The sequence below is a fragment of the Nitrosospira multiformis ATCC 25196 genome (assembly GCF_000196355.1).
GTDB classification, from domain to species: domain Bacteria; phylum Pseudomonadota; class Gammaproteobacteria; order Burkholderiales; family Nitrosomonadaceae; genus Nitrosospira; species Nitrosospira multiformis.
Map to the genome: position 1 here is coordinate 1 of NC_007614.1, position 23,131 is coordinate 23,131.

At 55.2% G+C, this 23,131-nt stretch carries 23 protein-coding genes; 20 read left to right on the forward strand and 3 right to left on the reverse strand.

Features of this window, described 5'->3' with window-relative positions; genetic code table 11:
- Nucleotides 1-68: 68 nt before the first annotated feature.
- The 7 genes from dnaA to ribD all read left to right on the forward strand — a co-directional run bounded on the left by dnaA (nt 69) and on the right by ribD (nt 8,804).
- Nucleotides 69-1,499, forward strand: coding sequence for a chromosomal replication initiator protein DnaA (gene dnaA, locus NMUL_RS00005; protein WP_011379365.1), 1,431 nt, complete (start codon nt 69-71; stop codon nt 1,497-1,499).
- Between the two features lie 219 nt (nt 1,500-1,718).
- Nucleotides 1,719-2,828 (forward strand): DNA polymerase III subunit beta, encoded by a 1,110-nt coding sequence (gene dnaN / locus NMUL_RS00010; protein ID WP_011379366.1) that lies wholly within the window; start codon nt 1,719-1,721, stop codon nt 2,826-2,828.
- Between the two features lie 328 nt (nt 2,829-3,156).
- Complete coding sequence (gene gyrB / locus NMUL_RS00015; protein ID WP_011379367.1) at nt 3,157-5,589, forward strand: DNA topoisomerase (ATP-hydrolyzing) subunit B; 2,433 nt, start codon at nt 3,157-3,159, stop codon at nt 5,587-5,589.
- A gap of 140 nt (nt 5,590-5,729) precedes the next feature.
- Nucleotides 5,730-6,980, forward strand: coding sequence for a serine hydroxymethyltransferase (gene glyA, locus NMUL_RS00020; protein ID WP_011379368.1), 1,251 nt, complete (start codon nt 5,730-5,732; stop codon nt 6,978-6,980).
- Complete coding sequence (locus NMUL_RS15855; protein WP_167535538.1) at nt 6,952-7,113, forward strand: hypothetical protein; 162 nt, start codon at nt 6,952-6,954, stop codon at nt 7,111-7,113. The genes glyA and NMUL_RS15855 overlap by 29 nt, the downstream gene beginning before the upstream one ends.
- The gene (nrdR, locus tag NMUL_RS00025) at nt 7,110-7,589 is read left to right on the forward strand and encodes a transcriptional regulator NrdR (protein WP_011379369.1); all 480 of its coding nucleotides are present in this window, start codon (nt 7,110-7,112) and stop codon (nt 7,587-7,589) included. Before NMUL_RS15855 ends, nrdR begins: the two co-directional genes overlap by 4 nt.
- A gap of 114 nt (nt 7,590-7,703) precedes the next feature.
- The gene (gene ribD, locus NMUL_RS00030; protein WP_011379370.1) at nt 7,704-8,804 is read left to right on the forward strand and encodes a bifunctional diaminohydroxyphosphoribosylaminopyrimidine deaminase/5-amino-6-(5-phosphoribosylamino)uracil reductase RibD; all 1,101 of its coding nucleotides are present in this window, start codon (nt 7,704-7,706) and stop codon (nt 8,802-8,804) included.
- An 86-nt stretch (nt 8,805-8,890) separates the two neighbouring features.
- Here the strand turns inward: ribD and NMUL_RS00035 are convergent, their stop codons facing one another.
- Together NMUL_RS00035 and NMUL_RS00040 are read right to left on the reverse strand one after the other, a co-directional pair.
- Nucleotides 8,891-9,454 carry a response regulator transcription factor gene (locus NMUL_RS00035; protein WP_011379371.1) on the reverse strand — a complete coding sequence of 188 codons (564 nt, stop codon included), beginning with the start codon at nt 9,452-9,454 and terminating at the stop codon, nt 8,891-8,893.
- On the reverse strand, nt 9,451-10,716 hold the full coding sequence (locus NMUL_RS00040) for an ATP-binding protein (RefSeq protein WP_011379372.1): 1,266 nt from the start codon (nt 10,714-10,716) through the stop codon (nt 9,451-9,453). Before NMUL_RS00040 ends, NMUL_RS00035 begins: the two co-directional genes overlap by 4 nt.
- A 195-nt stretch (nt 10,717-10,911) precedes the next feature.
- Here NMUL_RS00040 and NMUL_RS00045 point away from each other — a divergent pair, with 195 nt between their 5' ends.
- From NMUL_RS00045 to NMUL_RS00075, 7 genes are all read left to right on the forward strand, one after another.
- On the forward strand, nt 10,912-11,538 hold the full coding sequence (locus NMUL_RS00045; RefSeq protein ID WP_011379373.1) for a riboflavin synthase: 627 nt from the start codon (nt 10,912-10,914) through the stop codon (nt 11,536-11,538).
- Nucleotides 11,535-12,668 carry a bifunctional 3,4-dihydroxy-2-butanone-4-phosphate synthase/GTP cyclohydrolase II gene (ribBA, locus tag NMUL_RS00050; RefSeq protein WP_011379374.1) on the forward strand — a complete coding sequence of 378 codons (1,134 nt, stop codon included), beginning with the start codon at nt 11,535-11,537 and terminating at the stop codon, nt 12,666-12,668. Before NMUL_RS00045 ends, ribBA begins: the two co-directional genes overlap by 4 nt.
- 116 nt (nt 12,669-12,784) lie before the next feature.
- Entirely contained in the window at nt 12,785-13,267 is a 483-nt protein-coding gene (gene ribH / locus NMUL_RS00055) for a 6,7-dimethyl-8-ribityllumazine synthase (RefSeq protein ID WP_011379375.1), read from the forward strand.
- 110 nt (nt 13,268-13,377) lie between these two features.
- Nucleotides 13,378-13,854 carry a transcription antitermination factor NusB gene (nusB, locus tag NMUL_RS00060; protein WP_011379376.1) on the forward strand — a complete coding sequence of 159 codons (477 nt, stop codon included), beginning with the start codon at nt 13,378-13,380 and terminating at the stop codon, nt 13,852-13,854.
- Between the two features lie 61 nt (nt 13,855-13,915).
- A complete protein-coding gene (gene thiL / locus NMUL_RS00065) occupies nt 13,916-14,941 on the forward strand; it encodes a thiamine-phosphate kinase (RefSeq protein ID WP_011379377.1) in 1,026 nt (341 codons plus the stop codon).
- The gene (locus NMUL_RS00070; RefSeq protein WP_011379378.1) at nt 14,922-15,554 is read left to right on the forward strand and encodes a phosphatidylglycerophosphatase A family protein; all 633 of its coding nucleotides are present in this window, start codon (nt 14,922-14,924) and stop codon (nt 15,552-15,554) included. The genes thiL and NMUL_RS00070 overlap by 20 nt, the downstream gene beginning before the upstream one ends.
- A gap of 75 nt (nt 15,555-15,629) precedes the next feature.
- Nucleotides 15,630-16,139, forward strand: a complete 510-nt coding sequence (locus NMUL_RS00075) for a CinA family protein (protein WP_011379379.1) — start codon at nt 15,630-15,632, stop codon at nt 16,137-16,139.
- 11 nt (nt 16,140-16,150) lie between these two features.
- On the opposite strand, the gene NMUL_RS00080 is transcribed toward NMUL_RS00075, so the two are convergent.
- Nucleotides 16,151-16,798, reverse strand: a complete 648-nt coding sequence (locus NMUL_RS00080) for a TIGR00645 family protein (protein ID WP_011379380.1) — start codon at nt 16,796-16,798, stop codon at nt 16,151-16,153.
- Nucleotides 16,799-16,950: 152 nt separating this feature from the next.
- Here NMUL_RS00080 and NMUL_RS00085 point away from each other — a divergent pair, with 152 nt between their 5' ends.
- The 6 genes from NMUL_RS00085 (at nt 16,951) to alaS (ending at nt 23,112) form a co-directional block, all read left to right on the forward strand.
- Nucleotides 16,951-18,174 carry a tetratricopeptide repeat-containing S1 family peptidase gene (locus NMUL_RS00085; protein ID WP_011379381.1) on the forward strand — a complete coding sequence of 408 codons (1,224 nt, stop codon included), beginning with the start codon at nt 16,951-16,953 and terminating at the stop codon, nt 18,172-18,174.
- The gene (locus NMUL_RS00090; protein WP_041352295.1) at nt 18,156-18,386 is read left to right on the forward strand and encodes a tetratricopeptide repeat protein; all 231 of its coding nucleotides are present in this window, start codon (nt 18,156-18,158) and stop codon (nt 18,384-18,386) included. The genes NMUL_RS00085 and NMUL_RS00090 overlap by 19 nt, the downstream gene beginning before the upstream one ends.
- Nucleotides 18,387-18,528: 142 nt before the next feature.
- On the forward strand, nt 18,529-19,548 hold the full coding sequence (recA, locus tag NMUL_RS00095) for a recombinase RecA (protein WP_011379383.1): 1,020 nt from the start codon (nt 18,529-18,531) through the stop codon (nt 19,546-19,548).
- 67 nt (nt 19,549-19,615) lie between these two features.
- Nucleotides 19,616-20,068: a recombination regulator RecX gene (recX, locus tag NMUL_RS00100; RefSeq protein ID WP_011379384.1), complete on the forward strand. Its 453-nt coding sequence runs from the start codon at nt 19,616-19,618 to the stop codon at nt 20,066-20,068.
- An 8-nt stretch (nt 20,069-20,076) separates the two neighbouring features.
- Nucleotides 20,077-20,517 (forward strand): hypothetical protein, encoded by a 441-nt coding sequence (locus NMUL_RS00105; protein WP_181020110.1) that lies wholly within the window; start codon nt 20,077-20,079, stop codon nt 20,515-20,517.
- Nucleotides 20,518-20,523: 6 nt separating this feature from the next.
- Complete coding sequence (alaS, locus tag NMUL_RS00110) at nt 20,524-23,112, forward strand: alanine--tRNA ligase (protein ID WP_011379386.1); 2,589 nt, start codon at nt 20,524-20,526, stop codon at nt 23,110-23,112.
- Nucleotides 23,113-23,131: the final 19 nt, after the last annotated feature.

Consider the following 23,131-nt stretch of genomic DNA (forward strand, 5'->3'; position numbering starts at 1 on the left):
AACGGTCTAGAATATTCCGCTCACCTCGCTCGCAACTTCCGTTCCTTCCCCAACGAGTCATTAATATCATGCTTGCACCGGATACCTTTTGGCTTGCCTGTCTCGAATATTTTGAAAATGAACTGAGCGCGCAGCAATTCAATACCTGGATCAAACCCCTGCGCCTGCAACTGTCGGACGACTCGCCCGAGCCCGCCCTCAGGCTGATCGCACCCAACCGTTTTGTCCTCCAGTGGGTAAAGGACAACTTTTTAAGCGACATCACGCAGATGGCGGAAAACCACTTCGCGCGTCCGGTTCAGCTGCAGTTGGAGCTAGCCGGACAAATTCCGGCCAGCGCGTCCCCCTCGACTGGGAGGAATAACGGCACGGCTTCCCATTCGATTACTGCGGTGTTCGATGCGCCGACAGAATCAGCGCAAAAGGCCCCGAAGGATACGAAAGATACAAAGGATGCGAAGGAAAAACAGGAAAAAAATCCAACCCGACTGAATCCCTCTTTCACCTTCAACACTTTCGTCACAGGAAAGGCAAACCAGCTGGCACGGGCCGGGGCTATTCAGGTTGCGGAACGTCCCGGCGTTGCTTATAACCCCTTCTTCATCTACGGGGGGGTAGGATTGGGAAAAACCCACCTGATTCAAGCGATCGGCAATTTCGTTGTGGAGCAAAATCCGGCTGCCAAGGTTCGCTACATTCACTCGGAGCAATACGTTTCAGACGTAGTAAGGGCTTACCAACATAAGGCATTCGATGAATTCAAGCGCTACTATCATTCGCTGGACCTGCTGCTGATCGACGATATCCAGTTTTTTGGGGGAAAAAACCGTACGCAGGAAGAGTTTTTCTATGCCTTCAACGCCCTGATCGAAGCGCATAAGCAAGTCATCATCACCTGCGACTCTTACCCGAAGGAAATCGCGGGCATGGAAGAACGGTTGATTTCGCGTTTCGGGTGGGGCTTGACAGTAGCGGTGGAACCTCCTGAACTGGAAATGCGTGTCGCGATTCTCCTGAAGAAAGCGTTGATGGAAGATATCATTCTGGATGAAAGCGTCGCCTTTTTCATCGCAAAACACATTCGCTCCAACGTACGCGAACTGGAGGGCGCTTTGAAAAGAGTGGTTGCTTACTCACGCTTCACCGGTCATGCCCTGACGCTGGATTTGGCACGGGAAGCATTGAAAGATCTACTGGCGGTACAGAACCGGCAAATCTCCATTGAAAACATTCAAAAAACAGTGGCGGATTACTACAAGATCAAGGTCGCCGAAATGTACTCCAAAAAGCGGTCGCGGGTTGTTGCCCGCCCCCGCCAAATGGCCATGGCCATCTCCAAGGAACTCACTCCTCTGAGCCTGCCCGATATCGGGGAAGCTTTCGGGGGTCGGGATCATACCACCGTACTGCATGGATATCGGAAGATTGCCGAATTGCGCGCTTCCGATCCTGCCGTCAATCGTGACTTCAATACCTTACTGCACATTCTCCGCGGCTAATCACAAGCTGAACAAAAAACTGAAGTTAACATCAGGATGAATTGGGGATAACTCATCGCTTTTATTTAGACTTTAATTCTGCTCACAAACTATCCACAGTCCATACCTTATTGATACAGAAATACAAAATAGCCTAATATGCTGATATCAGGCGAATTTCCCTACTTTTACCGGATTTCGCCATTTCTTATTAACTATTACTAGCTTTACAATTAGAAAATGAAACTGATAGAAGCCGACAGGGATACACTGCTCAAGCCTTTGCAAACGGTTACCGGTATTGTCGAGCGACGTCATACCTTACCCATCCTCTCCAACGTACTCATCGAGCGCAAGCAGGAAAACATTTCGTTTATCGCGACCGATCTTGAAATCCAGATTACTACCTCCACCACGGATGGGGGCAAGGTGAGGGAGGAATACTCGGTAACGGTTGCTGCAAAAAAGCTTCAGGATATATTGCGCGCACTCCCCGAGAAAATGCGGGTGACGTTGGAAACGAACGATAGTCGTCTTCAGGCCAAGGCGGGAAAAAGTCGCTTCAATCTGCAAACACTTCCTGCTGAAGATTTTCCAAAATTCCCCGAAAGTAATGAAACGCAGGGAACAGTCAAGGTCCAGCAGAAGGAACTGAAGCATCTCTTGGCGATGGTACAGTATGCCATGGCTCACCAGGACATTCGCTACTACCTGAATGGGCTGCTGTTATTGCTGGAAAACAATCAACTGAAAGTGGTTGCCACCGATGGCCATCGGTTGGCATTCGCCCTGATGATGCTCGAGACATCATTGGAAAGAAAGGAAGTCATTCTTCCTCGCAAAGTGGTGCTCGAATTATCCCGGCTATTGAATGAAACCGAGGACCCGGTAACCATAGAGGTTCTTCAGAACCAGGTGCGTTTTACCTTCTCCAATGTCGTTCTGGTATCCAAAGTGGTCGATGGAAAATTTCCGGACTATAACCGCGTCATTCCCACCGGCTATCAGAAGCAATTCGACATAAACCGTCTGTTACTACTTCAGACACTGCAACGCGCTGCAATCCTGTCCAATGAAAAATTTCGCGGAGTCCGTCTCATCCTTACCGCCGACAATCTTCGAATCGTCTGCAATAACAGCGAACAGGAAGAAGCGCAGGAAGAACTGGAACTTCAATACAATGGAGACGGTCTCGACATCGGCTTCAACATTACTTATCTGCTTGATGTGCTGAACAATGCGGACAGTGAAACAGTAACGTGTGCATTTGGCGATGCCAACAGCAGTGCGTTGATTACCATTCCAGGTAACGACAGTTTCAAATATGTGGTCATGCCCATGCGCATATGAGGTAAATGTCAGGTCATTCACAGGCTTTGCAGCTTCACAGGGGCAAAAGCGTCCCTCGGTCGGTTATGGTATAATCCTTTGATTACTGCACGGCATTTTCCTGTATTGCAGACTCAGCTACGATCTTTGTTGAGTTTCCTTGAGCCTTCCCTGAGTGGCTTCCTGAGCCCTGATCCCACAGGTGAGTGAAAACCGGCTCTCCGTAGCGTTTGCTCTAGATGTTTCCCGATAGCAGTCAGCAGGATTTGCAATAAAGTCATTGCGAATCCGTCAGTGTGGAAGGGAGTGGATATTTCGTTTCAAATAACTGAAACAACTGAAGATAGCAATGAACGAAAAAGAGCGTTCCCGGCAGCAAAAAAGCAAAAGCTCCGCCGACTATGGCTCGGACAGCATCAAGATCCTGAAAGGGCTCGATGCGGTGCGCAAGCGTCCCGGTATGTACATTGGCGATACCAGCGACGGCACCGGCCTGCACCATATGGTATTCGAGGTATTGGATAATGCGATTGACGAGGCGCTGGCCGGTTACTGTGATGAGATTTCGGTCATTATCCACCCCGACAACTCGGTTACGGTCCAGGACAATGGTCGCGGCATTCCGACAGGCATAAAGCAGGATGACGAGCTCAAGCGTTCCGCTGCTGAAATCGTCATGACCGAACTCCACGCCGGAGGTAAGTTCGATTCAGATTCATACAAGGTATCAGGCGGCTTGCACGGCGTTGGCGTCTCGGTCGTGAATGCTCTGTCGGAATGGTTACGCCTTTCCATCCGTCGGGATGGAAAGATCCATCAGATCGAGTTCCGCATGGGCGTGCCGGTGGGGCCGCTGGCTACGACCGGAAAGACTGAACGACGTGGCACCGAAGTACATTTTCTGGCGAGCAAGGAAATATTCGGAGATATCGAATACCACTACGACATATTTGCCAAGCGGCTGCGGGAACTTTCCTTTCTCAACAATGGTGTCAAAATCCATCTCATAGACCAACGCAACGCCAAGGAAGAAACATTTGCCTTTGTGGGTGGGGTCAAGAGTTTTGTCGAGTATGTCAATCGCACCAAGTCGGTGCTTCATCCCAATATCTTCTATGCAGCGGGAGAAAAAGACCGCATTGCGGTGGAAGTCTCCATGCAATGGAATGACAGCTATACCGAGCAGGTGCTGTGCTTTACAAACAATATTCCGCAAAAGGATGGCGGTACTCATCTCACGGGTTTGCGCGCTGCCATGACGCGCACCCTGAACAATTACATCGAAAAAAGCGATCTCGCAAAAAAAGCCAAAATCGAAACCTCGGGCGACGACATGCGCGAGGGTCTGTCATGTGTTTTGTCAGTCAAGCTGTTCGAACCCAAGTTTTCATCCCAAACCAAGGAAAAGCTCGTCTCGTCGGAAGTGCGGCCGGTAGTGGAAGAAATCGTATCGCTCAAATTGGCGGAATTCCTCATGGAGCATCCGGTCGATGCGAAAATCATCTGCGGCAAGATCATCGAAGCGGCCAGAGCGCGCGAGGCAGCGCGCAAGGCGCGGGAATTGACGCGGCGCAAAGGTGTGCTGGATGGCATGGGTTTACCCGGAAAGCTGGCGGATTGCCAGGAGAAGGATCCGGCTCTGTCCGAGCTTTATCTGGTGGAGGGCGATTCCGCCGGCGGCTCGGCCAAGCAGGGACGCGACCGCAAGTTCCAGGCCATCATGCCGCTGAAAGGAAAAATCCTCAATGTGGAAAAAGCCCGTTTTGACAAGCTGATTTCCTCGCAGGAAATTGCATCCCTCATCACGGCGCTTGGTACCGGTATCGGCAAGGACGAGTATAACCCTGACAAATTGCGCTATCACCGCATCATCATCATGACTGATGCCGACGTGGATGGCTCGCATATCCGCACCTTGCTGCTTACTTTCTTTTACCGACAGATGCCGGAACTGATCGAGCGCGGCCATATCTTCATCGCCCAGCCGCCGTTGTACAAGATCAAGCACGGCAAGCAGGAACGCTACGTCAAGGACGATCACGAGCTCAAGCAATATCTGCTGGGCCTGGCGTTGACGGAGGCGGAACTGCATACGGGAGAGGGAAAATCGCCGCTGACTGGAGAAACGCTGGAAAATATCGCAAATGAATATCTCCTGGCGGAAGCCGTGATCGAGCGCATGAGTTCGCTGATCGATAGCGAAGTCATGCATGCGTTGTTACGCCATTCCGACATCGATCTAAGTAATGAGGAGCTCGCAACCGAAAGTGCGGTTCGTCTGGCGGCACAGGTCAATGCACCAAATATCACCATCGTACCCAAGTATGACGTCGCCACGGAAGAGTACCGGCTGAAAATCTCTCGCATGCATCACGGCAACGTTCGCTACAGCTACATCGACCAGGATTTTCTGCAAAGCGGTGACTATGCGCAAATCAGGCAAACCGCCGAGGTGCTCGACGGCCTGATCGGGCCGGCAGCTTATGTGCAACGCGGCGAGAAGAAACAGGCAGTAAGCGACTTCAAGCAAGCACTCGACTGGCTGCTGGAGGAAGTCAAAAAAGGCATCGGCACTCAACGTTACAAAGGTCTGGGCGAAATGAATCCGGCTCAACTCTGGGAAACGACCATGGACCCGAAGGTTCGCCTTCTGCTGCGTGCCCAGATCGAGGACAGTATCGCCGCGGATGAGATTTTCACCACCCTGATGGGCGATATCGTGGAACCTCGGCGTGCGTTCATCGAGAACAACGCGCTGGGAGTGAGGAATCTTGATGTTTAACTGATGCGTCAATTGCCTCGAACCAATACGTGAAGATGGCACTGCTACTTCGCCTCATAGATGGCGTCTTGACGCAATCCGCATCTTTAGATGGTAAACTCCCAGTTTTTCAATAAAAATTATTCACAGGTTTTAACAACATGCTGTCCTCATACAATACTCTCGAAACCGTCGACCCCGATCTCTGGCAAGCCATCAAAGGCGAGATGCAGCGCCAGGAAGAATATATCGAGCTGATTGCTTCGGAGAATTATGCAAGTCCTGCAGTGATGCAAGCGCAGGGCTCGGTGCTGACTAACAAGTATGCCGAGGGTTATCCCGGCAAGCGCTACTACGGCGGCTGCGAGTATGTGGATGTCGTGGAACAGCTGGCAATCGACCGGGTAAGGGCGCTGTTCGACGCGGAGTATGTCAACGTCCAGCCGCATTCGGGCTCACAGGCCAACGCGGCAGTCTATCTGACCGCCTTGAAGCCGGGAGATACTCTGCTGGGGATGTCGCTCGCGCATGGCGGGCATCTGACACATGGCGCTTCGGTCAATCTCAGCGGCAAGATTTTCAATGCCGTTTCCTATGGCCTTCGTTCTGATACCGAAGAGCTGGACTATGACGAGGTTGCGCGCCTGGCGCACGAGCATAAGCCCAAGCTGATCGTGGCAGGGGCTTCGGCTTACTCGCTGGTGATAGACTGGAAGCGCTTCCGTAAGATTGCCGACGATATAGGGGCCTATCTGTTCGTGGATATGGCGCATTATGCGGGACTGGTTGCGGCAGGATACTATCCCAATCCCGTCGGCATCGCCGATTTCGTCACGAGCACCACCCACAAGACGCTGCGCGGTCCGCGGGGCGGGATCATCATGGCCAGGGCCGAGCATGAAAAAGCGCTCAATTCCGCTATTTTCCCGCAAACCCAGGGGGGGCCGTTGATGCATGTCATTGCCGCCAAGGCAGTAGCCTTCAAGGAAGCCGCCAGCCAGGAGTTCAAGGACTACCAGGAACAGGTAATCGACAATGCGCGCGTAATGGCGAAAGTGTTGCAGGAGCGCGGATTGCGCATCGTCTCGGGGCGCACCGACTGCCACATGTTTCTGGTGGACCTCCGCCCCAAGTATATTACCGGCAAGCAGGCCGCCGAATCGCTGGAAGTGGCGCATATCACCGTCAACAAAAATGCGATTCCCAACGACCCGCAGAAACCCTTCGTCACCAGTGGGATTCGAATCGGCTCTCCCGCCATCACCACCCGCGGCTTTGCCGAATTCGAATCCGAACAACTGGCTCATCTGATAGCTGATGTACTGGAAGCGCCGACCGATTCCTCGGTGCTCACGGAGGTTGCACGCCAGGCAAAAGCGCTATGTGCAAAATTTCCGGTTTACCAAGGGTAATCGCGCAATGGAGCGGCGCATTCTGACGTCGCTTCCTCGTCTCGGCATAGTCGATCTGGTCGATCTTAAGCTGGATCAATTTGCTTCGGCTCCAGGGTTGAAGCCGGCCGAACGGTTCCAGGTTGACGCATGAAGTGTCCTTTCTGCCATACGCCCGATACGAGCGTGATCGACTCCAGGGTGAGCGAGGAAGGCGACAGGATACGCCGCCGCCGGCGCTGCCCCCACTGTGACAAACGCTTCACCACTTATGAAACCGTGGAATTGCGGTTGCCGCAGGTCGTAAAACAGGATGGCAATCGCGCCGAGTTCGATCGCGAAAAATTGCGTACCGGTTTCGTACGCGCATTGCACAAGCGTCCGGTTTCGGCAGAGGATGTGGAAGCGGCAATGAATCGCGTCGTCCAGAAGCTGCTAAGCTTGGGTGAACGGGAGATCGCCTCGCACAAGATTGGCGAGATGGTGATGGGAGAACTCTATAAACTGGACAAGGTCGCGTACATTCGCTTTGCTTCTGTCTATCGAAGTTTTCAGGGGGCGGCCGATTTCGACGATGCAATCCGGGAACTGCAAGGATCAGATAGCAGGAAAGAACCGGACAAACCCTGATTCACACGTTTTACCTTCTGTATTGTGTTTTTCCGGCAGATCCCACAAGCGCCGCGTCTGCGCTTGAGTTCCACGCTGAATTTGCAGTTTCGCCTCTGAACAATGGAGTTTCCAATGTTCTCGCCAACCGATTACCGCTTCATGGCCCAGGCGCTGCGGCTTGCAGAAAAAGGGCTTTATAGTACAAGCCCGAACCCCCGCGTGGGTTGTGTGCTGGTACGCGATGGACAGGTGGTGGGTACGGGCTGGCACGAACGCGCTGGCGAAGCGCATGCGGAAATAAATGCACTGGCTGCCGCCGGACCGGCAGCCCGGGGCGCCCTTGCCTATCTCACGCTGGAGCCGTGCAGTCACTATGGCCGCACTCCACCCTGCGCCGATGCCCTGGTTCAGGCAGGTGTCGCGAAAGTCATTACAGCCATGCAGGACCCGAATCCCCTCGTGGCCGGTCGCGGCTGCGCCCTTCTGGAAGAGGCGGGGATAGAAGTGAAAACCGGCTTGATGGAAGCGGAAGCGAAAGCTTTGAATATCGGATTTGTCTCGCGCATGACCCGCGGTCGTCCCTGGGTCAGGGTCAAGATCGCGGCAAGTCTCGATGGCAAGACGGCGCTCAACAACGGGTCCAGTCAATGGATCACGAGCGCGGCGGCACGCCGGGACGGGCACCGCTGGCGCGCCCGTTCCTGCGCGGTAATGACCGGCATTGGTACGGTGTTGGCCGATGACCCGCAGCTCACGGTGCGCCATATCCATACCTCCAGGCAACCTATGCCGGTAGTGGTGGACAGGGGACTGGATATACCGCTGGATGCAGGATTGCTGCGAGGCGCAGGCGAACTGGTTTTTACCGCTGCTGCCAGTGAAGGCAAAATTGTCGCGTTACGGGACGTGGGGGCGCACGTCATCCTGTTGCCGGATAGCGCTGGCAACGTGGATCTGGCTGCTATGATGCGACGGCTTGCGGATCTCGAAATAAACGAAGTGCTGGTGGAGGCGGGATCCGGCTTGAATGGAGGGCTTATCCAGGCGGATTTGGTGGATGAGTTCGTCATTTATCTTGCCCCCTGTCTGATCGGGAATGCGGCGCGGGACATGCTCAAATTACCGGAACTCTCGAATCTGGAAGACAAGCGAGCCCTCAAGATCCACAATGTACGCGCCGTGGGGCAGGATATTCGCATTATTGCCCGTGGCCCTGACGGGATGGCTACATAATTTGAATGGATTCTTTTATTTCTTGCTGAATCTTCATGTAAGTTAGCATACACTTTCTCGGGATGTGGCAGAATGAAAGGAGCGGCTCATGTTTTCGCGGGATACTTGGTGAGCTTCCGCTGCAATGTCCGCCGGTGCATGTTAAGGACGCGCGCCGTTACAGAAACGTTCCCCTTGTTCTCGTTGAGTACGCGCTGAATATACTCCCACTCAAGCCGCCCCACGGACAGGGGGTGAGCGCTGATCTGCACGTCTGCATCCCCGGTCGTGCGCTCGAACGCCGCCATGATTTCATGAACGTCGACCGGCTTCGCGAGATAGTGGGTGGCGCCGAGTTTGATGGCTTCGACCGCGGTAGCGATGCTGGCGTAGCCTGTCAGCATGACGATACGCGTGCCGGGATCGAGTGCTTTCAGCTTTTCGACCAGGGATAATCCGGAAGGACCGGGCAGTCTGAGATCGACAACGGCATACTCCGGGGCGCAGGCCTCCGCAAGCTCCAGTGCCTGATCCACGTTATGCGCGCAGGTGACGGTGAATCCGCGTTTGGTCATTGCATTGGCAAGAACCGTACAAAAGGTCTGGTCATCATCCACAATCAGCAAGGCGGGACGATCATCCACTTCTGTCATGGGTAACGTTGTTGTCATATCGATGGCTGTATCAGAGGAAGTATGACTTGGGTACAGGCGCCGCCTTCACGATTGGTCAGGCGTACCTTGCCGCCAAAGCGTTCGATGTTTGCATTTGCCAGAAACAGGCCGATGCCGAAACCCTGTCCTTTTGTTTTGGTGGTGAAAAAGGGCTGGCCGGCGCGCTGGGCCGCCTCTCCTCTCAGTCCTTCTCCATAATCGAGTATCTGCAGATGCAGCTCCTGATGACTCCAGGTAACTTCTATCTCGATGTGTTTCAAGGATGCGTCCGCCGCATTATTCAACAGATTCAAAATGGACTGGCTCAGCAATTGCGTGTTCAGAATCTGGGGAGCCGGCTGCACTCCGCTGCCGCGATAGGTAAACTGGGCAGAGGGCCGCATCAATTGCCATTTATCCACAACCTGGCGCAAAAAAAGATCGACCGTCTGGCCACTGACATCTTCGGCGCGTGCCTGCCCCGCATCCGCCAGCAATTGCGTCAGGGTGCGCTTGCAGTGCGCGATCTGATCCCGCAGAATTCTGATATTGCCTTGAAATTCGGTATCGTCGATATATTCGTCCTGCAATTCCCCCGTGACTATCGCCATGGTTGCCAGCGGGGTGCCCAGTTCATGCGCGGCGCCGGCGGCCAGCGTTCCGAGCGCAATGATCTGCTCATTACGCAATGCCTGCTCACGCGCCAACGCCAGGTCCTTGTCGCGTTCGCGGATCGATATGCCCATCTTGACAACGAACCACGCGATCAATACCGTGCTCAGGACGAAAGCCAGCCACATCCCGGACACATGCATGATGAATTCGCTGCCATGTTCTTCGTGGTTATGGGGCAGGGGCACATAATAAAACAGCAACAGCGTATAGCAACTTATGGTGATGGCAGCCATCACCCAGGTATAAGCCCATGGCAGCGCAGCCGCGGCAATAGTCAGAGGCAGAAGGTATAGCGAGATAAATGGATTGGTCGAGCCGCCGCTGAGATAAAGCAGCGTGCTTAAAGCAAGGACGTCCACCAGGAGTTGTGCAAAGAACTCCATGCTGGAAACCGGCCATTTCCGATGGAGACGTATCCAGGTCGCCAGGTTCACCACCCCCAGCAAGACCGCAACCGCGACCATTTCCGCCCAGGGCAATTCCAGTTCGAGCCCCCAGTAAGCCAGTGCAAAGGTCAGGCACTGGGCCGCGATGACGATATTCCGGAGCAGGAATAAACGTTGCAGATTCTTGCGGAGGGGTGGCTGGCCGGGATTTACAAGCATTTTCGTCGCGGATTCTCTCGTGCACGGGGGAGCCTTGAGAACTTCCCTGGGCTTCTCCAAGGCTTCGCTATATTATCCCCGAACATTAGCGTATATTGCCATGCAGGACCATGCGGCAAATTGCCGCATGGTCCTACAAAGCAAAGGGAAAAAGGAACAATATCGCTATGCATATTTGAAAGCAGGAAAGACCCGATGTTCACAGGAATTGTCGAGGCTGTCGGCGAGATCAAGACGGCCAATCCACAGAAAAATGGCTTAAGCTTACGCATTGCGCCCGGCAAGCTGTCTCTGGCAGAGACAAAAGTCGGCGATAGCATCGCGGTGAATGGCGTATGCCTCACCGTTACTGGGCTGGCAGACAATCTGTTATCTGTAGATGTCTCGGGCGAAACATTGCAGTGCACGCAAGGACTGGATAAACCGGGCGGAAAGGTTAATCTCGAAAAATCGCTGCGCCTGTCGGACGGGCTGGATGGGCACCTCGTCAGCGGTCATGTCGACGGAGTTGGAGAGGTGACAAAGTTTCAGCCCCTGGGTGAAAGCAGCCTGCTTGCGATCCGGTTGCCGGATTCGCTGCTGAAATATATTGCTAAAAAAGGTTCAATCACGGTGAATGGCGTGAGTTTGACGGTCAACCGGGTAGAGCGTGACGAATTGGAGATCAACCTCATTCCTCATACGCTAGCTGAAACGACACTGAAAGAATTGAAAGCGGGTGCCAGGGTAAATGTGGAAGTGGATATGCTCGCACGCTACGTGGAGCGCCTCCTACTGGCGATGGACGACAAGCACAGGAGCGAGAGCTCGGTTCAGACATGATCATCAGTTCAATTCAGGAAATCATTGCTGACATCAAGACCGGCCGCATGGTCATTCTCGTCGATGAGGAAAACCGCGAAAACGAGGGGGACCTGGTTCTGGCGGCGGATTTCATTACACCGGCAGCCATCAACTTCATGGCAACGTACGGACGCGGCCTGATCTGCCTGACGTTGATGGAGGAACGTTGCCGCCAGCTCAACCTGCCTCTGATGGTGGCGGCTAACCGGTCTCCGCTCGGCACCAATTTCACGGTTTCCATCGAAGCCGCGACCGGGGTGACCACGGGCATTTCCGCTGCTGACCGCGCACGCACGGTACAGGTGGCCGTGAACCGGGGCGCAAAACCGGATGACATCGTCCAGCCGGGGCATATTTTCCCCCTGATGGCGCAAAACGGCGGCGTGCTCGTGCGCGCCGGCCACACGGAAGCTGGTTGCGATCTGGCGCATCTGGCGGGACTCACCCCCGCCTCCGTGATCTGCGAAATACTGAATGAAGACGGGAGCATGGCGCGCCTACCCGATCTGGTCGAGTTTGCGGCAAAGCATCAACTCAAGATAGGTGCGATAGCCGACCTCATCCATTATCGCAGCCGTACGGAAAGCCTGGTGGAACGGATTGTAGAACGTCCCCTCCAGACTGCGCACGGCAGATTCCAGCTCGTTGCCTACCTGGACAAAACCGTCAATACTGTCCACCTGGCGTTGGTAAAGGGGGCTATCGCTCCCGACGATGAAACCCTGGTAAGAGTGCATGAGCCTCTTTCGGTCATGGACCTTCTCGATCTGGAGGATGATACCCACTCCTGGAATCTGAACGAGGCCCTGCGCATCATCAGCGATGCGGGACGCGGCGTTATCGTACTGCTTCATTGCGGGGAAAGCGGGTCCGGGCTGATGGAAAGGGTGTTGCCGGCAAAGCTGCCGCATCGTCCGGTCGCCAAGCCCGACCTGCGCAATTATGGTATTGGCGCGCAGATCCTCAAGGATCTCAACGTGAGGAAGATGCGCTTACTGGCTGTTCCCCGAAAAATGCCGAGCATGGCGGGCTTCGGACTTGAAGTCACCGGCTATCTGGAGCCGGAAGATAAAAGCCGGCTGGCGGAAAGCCGCCAAGCGGTCCGTTGATAATTTTTTGAACCCGCAATTTGAGCCTGCAATCCGCCAATGAATAAGAGGCGGCGGGCTGATATATTCGAACGTTTCTCCAACCTTTGCACCCAGATCTTGTTACAGGAGCGAACATGGCACGATACGAAAACATTCTTGAGCTCGAACCTAATCTCAACGGGGAGGATCTCAGCATTGGCATTGTCATGAGCCGCTTTAATATCGAGGCAAGCGAGGGATTGCTGGGCGCGTGCGTGGAGGAATTGATGAAACAGGGCGTCGATGCAGGGAATGTCGTCCTGGTTTCGGTCCCCGGGGCGCTTGAAATCCCTTTGGCGTTGCAAAAGATGGCCTTGACCGACCAGTTCGATGCGCTGATCGCTCTGGGCGCAGTCATACGCGGAGAGACATACCATTTCGAAATCGTTTCCGAGCAATCCACCAACGGGGTTTCCACCGTGCAGCTGGATACGGGCATTCCCATTGCCAACGGCATACTCACGACTAATACCGACGACCAGGCGCTGGCGCGCATGAGCCAGAAGGGTGCCGAAGCGGCGCGGGTCGCGATTGAGATGGCCAACCTGCAAAGAACGCTCGATGAAATGGAGCAATGAAATACTCGAGCAATGGGTGGCAGAGTAAGGCAGGATAAAGCCGCCATCAGCGAATGTGTGACAGGTAAAAAGAAGCAGAACGCGATGCAGAATCAGGTGGGAAGCGGGAAGTGAAACGAGTGGAGAAACGGGCGGAGAAACAGGGAAGGGGTACTGCGCGAAAAAGCCGCCGGCGCCTGGCGCGTGAACTGGCATTGCAGGGGTTGTATCAGTGGTGCGTAGCGGGTGGAAGCGCCGGTACCATCGAAGCGCAGCTTCGGGACACGGAGGAGTTCCCGAAAACGGACGAGGAATATTTCTCCCGCCTGCTCCATGGCGTGTTGATGCAAGCACCTGAGCTCGAGAAGGAAATCCAGCCCTGTCTCGACCGTCCGTTCAACGAACTCAGCCCGGTGGAGATTTCGATATTATTGCTTGGTGCCTATGAGCTGGAGCGACATCCGGAAATACCGTATCGGGCCGTCATCAATGAAGCGGTGGAACTTGCCAAAGCCTACGGCGGCACGCACGGCCATAAATATGTCAACGGCGTGCTCGATAAATTGGCGGTAAAGCTGAGGGCGGCCGAGATCGGGGCGAAGATTTGACCGCGGGGGTGTCAGGGCCGCCAGCCATTTCCGCTGCTTCTGGCGTGAAGTGACGGCATGAATGGATCTTGTAGGTGGAAGTAAAGTGCTGTCGGAATTTGACATCATCCGGTCTTTTTTCACCCGCTCCGCTCCGGCTACAGTGTTGGGTATAGGGGACGATGCGGCGCTCATCCGGCCTGCACCCGGGATGGAACTGGCAATCTCGAGCGACATGCTGGTTTCCGGGCGTCATTTTTTCGAAGATGTGGATCCGTACAAGCTCGGCCACAAATCTCTGGCAGTGAATCTTTCCGATATGGCGGCAATGGGTGCCCGTCCCCGTTGGGCAACCCTTTCGCTGGCGCTGCCAGAATCAGTAGTACAAAAGGATGAGTCATGGCTGCGAGCGTTTGCTGACGGATTTTTTGCGCTTGCGCATGTCCATCGGGTTGATCTGATCGGCGGCGATACCACCAATGGTCCCCTGAATATCTGCGTGACGATCATTGGCGAAGCGCCGGAAGGAAAAGCCTTGCGCCGCAGCGGCGCCAGGGCGGGGGATGATATCTGGGTTTCGGGCTACCTCGGGGATGCGGCTCTCGCGCTTGCTTACCAAAAAAAAAAGATCATGCCGAAACCGGGCGAAGTGGAAGCCGCAGAATTGGAAGCTGCGGAGTTGGAATTCCTTATGGCCGCGCTTGAGATGCCCATTCCCCGTGTGGAACTGGGGCAGCGTCTGATCGGCCTTGCCCATAGCGCCATCGATATTTCAGACGGTCTGCTGGCCGACCTCGGACATATTCTGGAGTGTTCAAGAGTGGCGGCTGTTGTCAGAATCGATCGGATACTCCGGTCGGCAGCGATGGAGAAACATTTTCCTCACCCCCTTGCGATAGAATGCCTGCTTGCGGGGGGAGACGATTATGAGTTGTGCTTTACCGTGCCGAAGTCGGAGCGAATAAAGGTGGAACTGCTTTCGCGCGAGGAAGGTATTCCGTTAACACGTATTGGCAGCATCGAGGAGGGGGCAGGCTTGGTCGTGCTCGATTCCGCAGGCAGAACAGTCACTACGAGGGTCAAAGGTTATGACCATTTCCAAGTCTGACAACCGGAGCGATAATTCGCCTGATCGCAGGCCTCTCGAGGTGGAATCCACGCTCCCGCCTTCCGTCGACAAGGGGGATGAAGCCCGACGAGAGGCTCTTCCGCTCCTGCCTTCCCCCTGGATCGAACGCCCCATACCTGACAAGACATTCATTCGCGGCAGCGTGGCACATTTCATCGCCTTCGCCGGAGGCGTCGGATTGAGTCCCGTGGCACCCGGCACAGCCGCTACCCTGGTCGCGTTCCCCCTGTTCTGGGTACTCGAATATATTTTCGATCCCCCCGGTTTTCTCCTGTTTCTTGTTGCCGCGTTCGGTATCGGCATCTGGGCTTGCGAAGTGACAGGACGGGCATTGAGGAATACCGACCACGGCGGCATCGTCTGGGACGAGGTCACTGCTTTCCTGCTGGTGCTGTTCTTTACACCCAAGGGCCTGATGTGGCAGGCATTCGCATTTCTGCTGTTTCGTTTGTTCGATATAATCAAACCGGCGCCTATCCGTTACTACGAAAAAAAGCTGCGTGGCGGATTCGGCGTGATGTTCGACGACCTGCTGGCAGCTTTCTTCACGCTTTTGTGTCTGGCCTTCTGGAAGGCTTATGTGACCGGGTAGCCAACATGCTTTAATAGGCCGCCGCAGAAGCGGGCATTTTTCCAGCAAGTATGGATATCAGGAGGAGCAACCGACATGGATGATATGATGCTTCAGGACCTGGCGATGCGGGTTGGAACAGCGCTTGCCCAGCAGGAATTGACGCTCGTCACGGCTGAATCCTGTACGGGGGGGTGGCTGGGACAGGTCGTTACTTCAGTCGCCGGGAGTTCCGGCTGGTATGAGCGCGGCTTCATTACCTATGCTACGGCTTCGAAACAGGAAATGCTGGGCGTGAGTAACGCGACCCTCGAGCAGTATGGTTCGGTATCGGAACAGACAGCCTCCGAAATGGCCGCGGGGGCGATTGCACGCAGCCATGCCCAAGTGGCGGTATCAGTAACCGGTATTGCCGGACCGGAGGGCGGCACCGAGGAAAAGCCGGTCGGAATGGTATGCTTTGCCTGGATAATGAAAGAGGGAATGGCGCTTGCCGAAACCCGATATTTCAGCGGCAGCCGCGAGGAGATAAGGCGCCAATCCGTATCGGGAGCGCTGCAAGGCCTGATCGATCTGCTACACAGTATCCCGCCCGCCGTCGCATAACTCCCCGTTGCTCAATGATCGCTCTCGTGCCCGCCAGGACGGGACATCAGCCGGTCACTATAGGCAATTGCGATTGCGGACAACAGGAAAACTATGTGGATTCCGGTCTGGGCCAGGATCGTTTTCTCATCATATGCATTGGCGTTGATGAATGTCTTCAGCAGATGAATGGAAGAAATGCCGATAATAGCGGTGGAAAGCTTGACTTTCAGCACCGTTGCGTTGACATGTGATAACCATTCCGGCTGATCGGGGTGTCCTTCCAGATTCATGCGGGAGACAAAAGTCTCATAGCCTCCGATGATTACCATGATGAGCAGGTTGGAGATCATCACCACGTCGATCAGACCCAGTACGACCAGCATGATCGTCGTTTCCCCGATCTTCTTGGGTGGAGCGGCGCCCTCGATCGAAACCGCATCCAGGGTGTGCTCCAGCGCCTCCTTGTTACCCATCACTGCTCCGATCAGGTCAAGTAATTCCACCCAGAAGTGATAAACGTAGACGCATTGCGCAAGAATCAGCCCAAGGTACAGGGGCAATTGCAGCCAGCGTGTGGTAAATATGAAATATGCCAGCGGCTGGATCTTTCTTGATCTCCCGGAGTAGACGGGCAGTGGGGTATCGTTGGTATCGTTAGAGTCCTCGTTGATTTTCATTCAATTCTGTGGATTTTGCGGTGAGAAATAGCCGCTATTTTACACGCCGGCTGTTTCGTTGCGCACATCGTTCATGGGGTTTCGACAGTCTGTCGACATACCATGTACTATGATCTGCCGATGCCCCTTCCGAATAAGAGAAGAATACGAACATGACCGCGATTTCTTCCCTCGCGCTGTTGGTGTTTGCGTCGGCCTTGTTTTTGCCGCTCTTGCCAGGAGCCAGCGCGAAAACTCCGGAGCAGGTTTTTACGGAGGAAAGGGGGAGCATCGTGTCGATTGATATGTTGAATGCACGGGGTGAACTGGCTGTTCAGGGCAGTGGCGTGGCGCTGGGCGCAGACCAAGTGATCACTACTTGCGATGTCGCCCGCCAGGCAGAAAGCGCACGAGTGGGCTGGGCGGGAAGGATATTCAAGGCCAAGCCGGCACCATCGCAGACACATCTCAATCTTTGTCGCCTCCGTGTTGCTGGTATGCACGCTCCGTCGCTTGCTTTAGGTGGCGCAGAAAAGCTCAGGGTGGGACAGCCGGTAAATGCAATCGGTCTGCCTCATGCAAGGCTCGGCGGCAGGTTGAAAGGAAACAGAAACGAGGAAAGAAGGAACGGGCGCGACAGGATCTGCCCGATGTGCGATGGGAGCAAAGTCACCGGATTGCAGGAGGAACACCGACGTGACCCGATCCTGGCCGAAGGCGTGGTGGCGGTAATGCGCCCCTACGCAGGGTCCCGCTACATGAGAATTTCGGCACCCCTCCTGCCGGGTTTCAGCGGCGGGGGACTATTCGACGAACAAGGCCAGCTGGTCGGAATTCTCTCGCCCCAACGTGTAGAAGGTGAATCGCTTGCTTTCGTATTGCCGTCCGATTGGCTTGACAGTCTCCCGAAAATGACACAAGCCCCCCGGCCAATGGACCCAAAGTCAGCGGACCCAGGGCATGGGCTCGTCTGGCTCAATCAAACGCTGGCGCTGGAAAAGAAGGCCGACTGGCGCAGGTTGTTGAAGCTCTCGCAGCAGGAGACCGGGCGCGACCCGTCGAATGCTGCTGCCTGGTTTAACGTGGGGATTGCTTCCTGCAATCTCAAGCAATATTCCCAGGCGGTTAACGCATACCGGGAAGCCATTCGTCACCATGCGGGCTATGCCGATGCCTGGCATAAACTGGGGATGGCTTACGCGCATCTCAAAGACTACGAGAACGCAAGCCAGGCCTACGAGGATGCGGTTCGCCTGGATCCCGATAATGGCGAGGCCTGGTACGATCTGGGCAATACTTACCATCACCTCAAAAAATATGCGCACACCATTCATGCCTACCGGCACGCCCTCCGGATTGATCCGAAAAATTTCAGGGCTTGGTACAACTGGGAGTGACCTATGACGAGTTGAAACTGCACGGCGAGGCGGTTGAGGCATACCGGAAAACAGTGGTGCTTCAGCCGGAGAATGCGGATGCGTGGTACAACCTTGGGGTGGACTATGCCATTCTGGATGAGCGCGACAGGATACGCGAGATCTACAAGACGCTGCGCAAGCTGGATCCATCCAGGGCCGAACGGTATTTCAATACTTATATCCTGCCATGAACATCCCCGATGTTCATTAGAGCAGAAGAATGTTTCCAGCACGGATAAACATGTTTCCGCTGAACACGTTGTCATTTTTCCCCTGCTTTCCCGCGGGGGTCACGTATGCGATAATTGACCCATCTTCAAAGGAAAAAATTTCATGGACGAAAACAGAAGCAAGGCATTGGCGGCGGCGCTTTCCCAGATCGAAAAGCAGTTCGGCAAGGGTTCGATCATGCGGCTGGGGGCAAGCGATGTCGGCAAGGACGTGCAGGTCATCTCCACCGGTTCGCTGGGCCTGGATATTGCGCTCGGAGTGGGTGGCCTGCCGCGCGGGCGGATTGTGGAAATCTATGGGCCGGAATCCTCGGGCAAGACGACACTCACCCTGCAAGTGATCGCGGAGATGCAAAGAATGGGCGGCACGGCGGCATTCATCGATGCGGAACACGCACTGGATTCGCAATACGCGCAAAAACTTGGTGTCAATGTTCAGGACTTGCTGATCTCGCAACCGGATAACGGTGAGCAGGCGTTGGAAATAGCCGACATGCTGGTGCGCTCCGGCTCGATCGATGTGGTGGTTGTGGATTCCGTCGCAGCCCTCACCCCGCGGGCGGAAATCGAGGGTGAGATGGGCGAGCCGCAAATGGGTCTTCACGCCCGGCTGATGTCGCAAGCGTTGCGCAAGCTCACCGGCAACATCAAGCGCAGCAATACCATGGTAATCTTCATCAATCAGATACGCATGAAAATCGGCGTCATGTTCGGCAGCCCCGAAACCACGACCGGAGGCAATGCGCTGAAATTCTACGCATCCGTGCGTCTCGATATCCGCCGCACCGGTTCCATCAAGAAGGGCGAAGAGGTGATTGGCAGCGAGACCCGGGTGAAGGTGGTCAAGAACAAGGTGGCACCCCCCTTCAGGCAGGCAGAATTCGATATTCTCTACGGTGAAGGCATTTCGCGCGAGGGCGAAATCATCGAGCTGGGGGTGCAGCACAAGCTGATTGACAAATCCGGCGCCTGGTACGCCTACAAGGGAGACAAGATAGGCCAGGGCAAGGATAACGTGCGCGAGTATCTGAAAGAGCATCGCGACATTGCCATGGAGATCGAGTCGAAAATCCGGGCGGCTGTCGGAGTTTCCAACCCGGCCGAACCTGCCCCCGTGGAATGAGCGCGCCAAGCGGCGGAAACGTGGCGGCGTCGCTTTCTAGATCCCGAAGGTAGATTCCTAGGATGCCATGACGCGCGCGCCGAGTCTCAAAACCCGGGCGTTGGGTTATCTGGCCAAGCGTGAGCATTCCCGGCTGGAACTGGAAAAAAAGCTTGCGCCTCATGCCGAAACTCCGGAGGAACTTTCCTCGGTGCTGGATGGGCTCGAGCAGCGCGGATTTCTGTCGGCGGCTCGTCTGGTCGAGCAGATAATGCACATGCGCAAGGCCAGGTTCGGCAGTTTGCGAATCCTGCAGGAGTTGCGCGAAAAAGGCATCGAAGAGAATTTGATCACCGCGGTCCTGCCTGATCTCAGGGAAGCCGAGCAGCGCAGCGCGTACGAAGTATGGCGGAAAAAGTTCGGCGCAATCCCTGCGGATGCGAAAGCCTTCGGCAGGCAGACACGGTTTCTGTTGGGGCGCGGATTCAGGCCGGAAGTGGTGCGCCGCGTGTTGCAACACCCCGATAAGGAAGAAGGTTGAAAAATCACTTGTCTCGTTTGTCCCGGCGCACGGCCCAATTTCTACAAGCTGTGTTCCTCGTGGCCGCTCTCGGGATTTTGCTGGGCAGTTGTGACCGTCTTCGCGCGACACCCATCAACGAAGTCAATACCTCCCCTGCAAATTTTGACGGGAAGGAGGTCGTGTTTCATGGCGTGGTAACGGAGTTGACGCGGATCCCGCTGATCGATATGAAGTCTTTTATATTGAAAGACGAAAGCGGGGAGATCGCTATCCTCACTGATCACGATTTGCCGAAAAGCGGTCAAGAACTGAGCGTCAAGGTGAAGGTCCAAAATCTCGCAATCATAAACGGCGAACCTCTGGGAACGACGATAACGGAAATAGAGAGGCAAGAATGGGCCATCAAGGATTGGATAAACCGGACAGTAAGCCAGGCAGCAAGCAATCTGCCCCGTCTGATTAAATGAAGCGAGATGAAAAGCAGCGAAGTACGCCAAAAATTTCTTGAATTCTTTGAGACACACGGTCATACGATCGTCCCGTCCAGCCCCCTCGTGCCTGGCAATGATCCGACATTGCTGTTCACCAATGCCGGCATGGTACAGTTCAAGGATGTGTTTCTCGGCCAGGACAAACGTCCCTACGTGCGCGCGGCAAGTGCGCAGCGCTGCGTGCGCGCGGGCGGCAAGCACAACGACCTGGAGAATGTGGGTTATACCGCCCGTCATCACACATTCTTCGAAATGCTGGGCAACTTCAGCTTTGGCGACTACTTCAAGCGCAACGCCATCAGGTTCGCCTGGGAATTTCTCACCGATATCCTGAAAATTCCCCGGGAGCGATTATGGATTACGGTTTATGCCGAGGATGACGAGGCCGCCGATATCTGGCTGAACGAGGTGGGCATCGATTCTTCCCGTTTTACCCGCATCGCTACTCAGGACAACTTTTGGCAGATGGGTGACACCGGCCCCTGCGGCCCCTGTTCCGAGATTTTTTACGACCATGGTCCGGAAATCCCCGGCGGGCCGCCAGGAACACCGAATGCCGACGGCGACCGCTACGTGGAAATCTGGAATCTGGTGTTCATGCAATATAACCGCGACAGTGCGGGCACCTTGCACCCGCTGCCGCGCCCCTCGGTCGATACCGGCATGGGCCTGGAGCGTATCTCCGCCGTGATGCAACAGGTTCACAGCAACTACGAAATCGACCTGTTTCAGCAATTGATCAAGGCTGCGGCACGAGCGACCAATACAACCGATCTGTCCAGCAGTTCGCTCAATGTCATTGCCGACCATATCCGGGCCTGTTCTTTTCTCATTGCCGATGGCGTGATTCCGGGCAATGAAGGTCGCGGTTATGTCCTGCGGCGCATTATCCGGCGCGCCATTCGCCATGGTTACAAGCTCGGACAAAAACAGCCTTTCTTCCATCAGCTGGTGGAAGATCTGGCAAGCGTCATGGGACAGGCCTATCCGGAACTGATGGAGGCAAAGACGCGGGTGTCGGCGGTACTGAAGCAGGAAGAGGAGCGCTTTGCCGAAACTCTGGAAAACGGCATGCAGGTGCTGGAAGCTGCGCTGCGGCGTGGCGACCGGATGCTGGATGGCGAAACCCTGTTCCGTCTCTACGATACCTTCGGCTTTCCGTTGGACCTTACCGCCGACATTGCGCGGGAACGCGGGATTGCCATAGACGAGGCCGGGTTTGACCAGGCAATGGAGCAGCAGCGCGAGCGCGCACGCACCACCAGCAAGTTCATCATGCAGGAAGCCATTGCTTATAGTGGTCCTTCGACGACGTTCCATGGATACGAAAGCCTCCGACAGGAAGGACAGGTTCTTGCTATCTATAAGGAGGGCAGCCGGGTCGAGTTTATCGAGGCGGGCGATGAGGCGGTAATCGTGCTTGATAAAACCCCTTTCTATGCCGAGTCTGGCGGCCAGGTAGGGGACAGCGGTGAACTGCTCGCTGCCAACGGCACCTTTGCCGTTGCCGACACTCAGAAAATCCAGGCGGACGTGTTCGGTCATAAGGGATTGCTGCGCAGCGGACGGCTGGCAACAGGCGACGCCGTGCTGGCGGAAGTCGATCGCGCCGCGCGGGCGCGAACGGAGCGCAATCATTCGGTCACTCATCTTATGCACAAGGCGCTGCGCGAAGTATTGGGTCACCATGTCCAGCAAAAAGGGTCCTTGGTGGATGCGAATAAAACGCGCTTTGATTTTGCGCATAACCAGCCCGTGACGGACGCGGAAATCCGCAAGGTGGAAATGCTGGTGAATGCCGAAATTCTCGCCAATGCGGCGACCGAAGCGCGCATGATGGCAATCGAGGATGCAAAGAAATCGGGCGCCATGATGCTGTTCGGCGAGAAATATAGCGACGAAGTGCGCGTACTGGATATCGGTACTTCACGCGAATTGTGCGGCGGCACTCATGTCAAGCGCACGGGCGACATCGGTCTCTTCAAGATCGTGGCAGAATCCGGGGTGGCCGCCGGAGTGCGGCGTGTGGAAGCAGTGACCGGAGAGCGGGCGCTTACTTACATTCAGGAGCAGGAACTGCAATTGCAGCGCGTGGCCGCGGCGGTGAAAGCGCAACCGCAGGACGCTGCTGCGCGCATTACCCAGATTCTCGATAACGTGAAACATCTGGAAAGGGAGCTGGGGCGCATGAAATCGAAACTGGCCAGTTCACAAGGCGATGACTTTGCTGACCGGGTGCGAGAGATAAAAGGCGTCAAAGTACTGGCGGTGTGTCTTGAAGAGGCGGACCCGAAAACCCTGCGTGAAGCGGTGGACAAGTTCAAGAATAAATTCAAATCCTGCGTGACAGTGCTGGCTGCCGTTGAAGATGGCAAGGTCAAGCTGATCGCGGGGGTGACCAGCGATCTGACGGCAAGGCTCAAGGCGGGCGATCTCGTCAATTTTGTAGCTCAGCAGGTGGGCGGCAAAGGAGGCGGCCGCGCCGACCTGGCGCAGGCAGGCGGAACGGTGCCCGATAGTCTGCCCGCTGCCCTGGAAAGTGTCGCCAGCTGGGTCGAGCAGCACCTATAAGCAAGTCCTCTCCAATAAC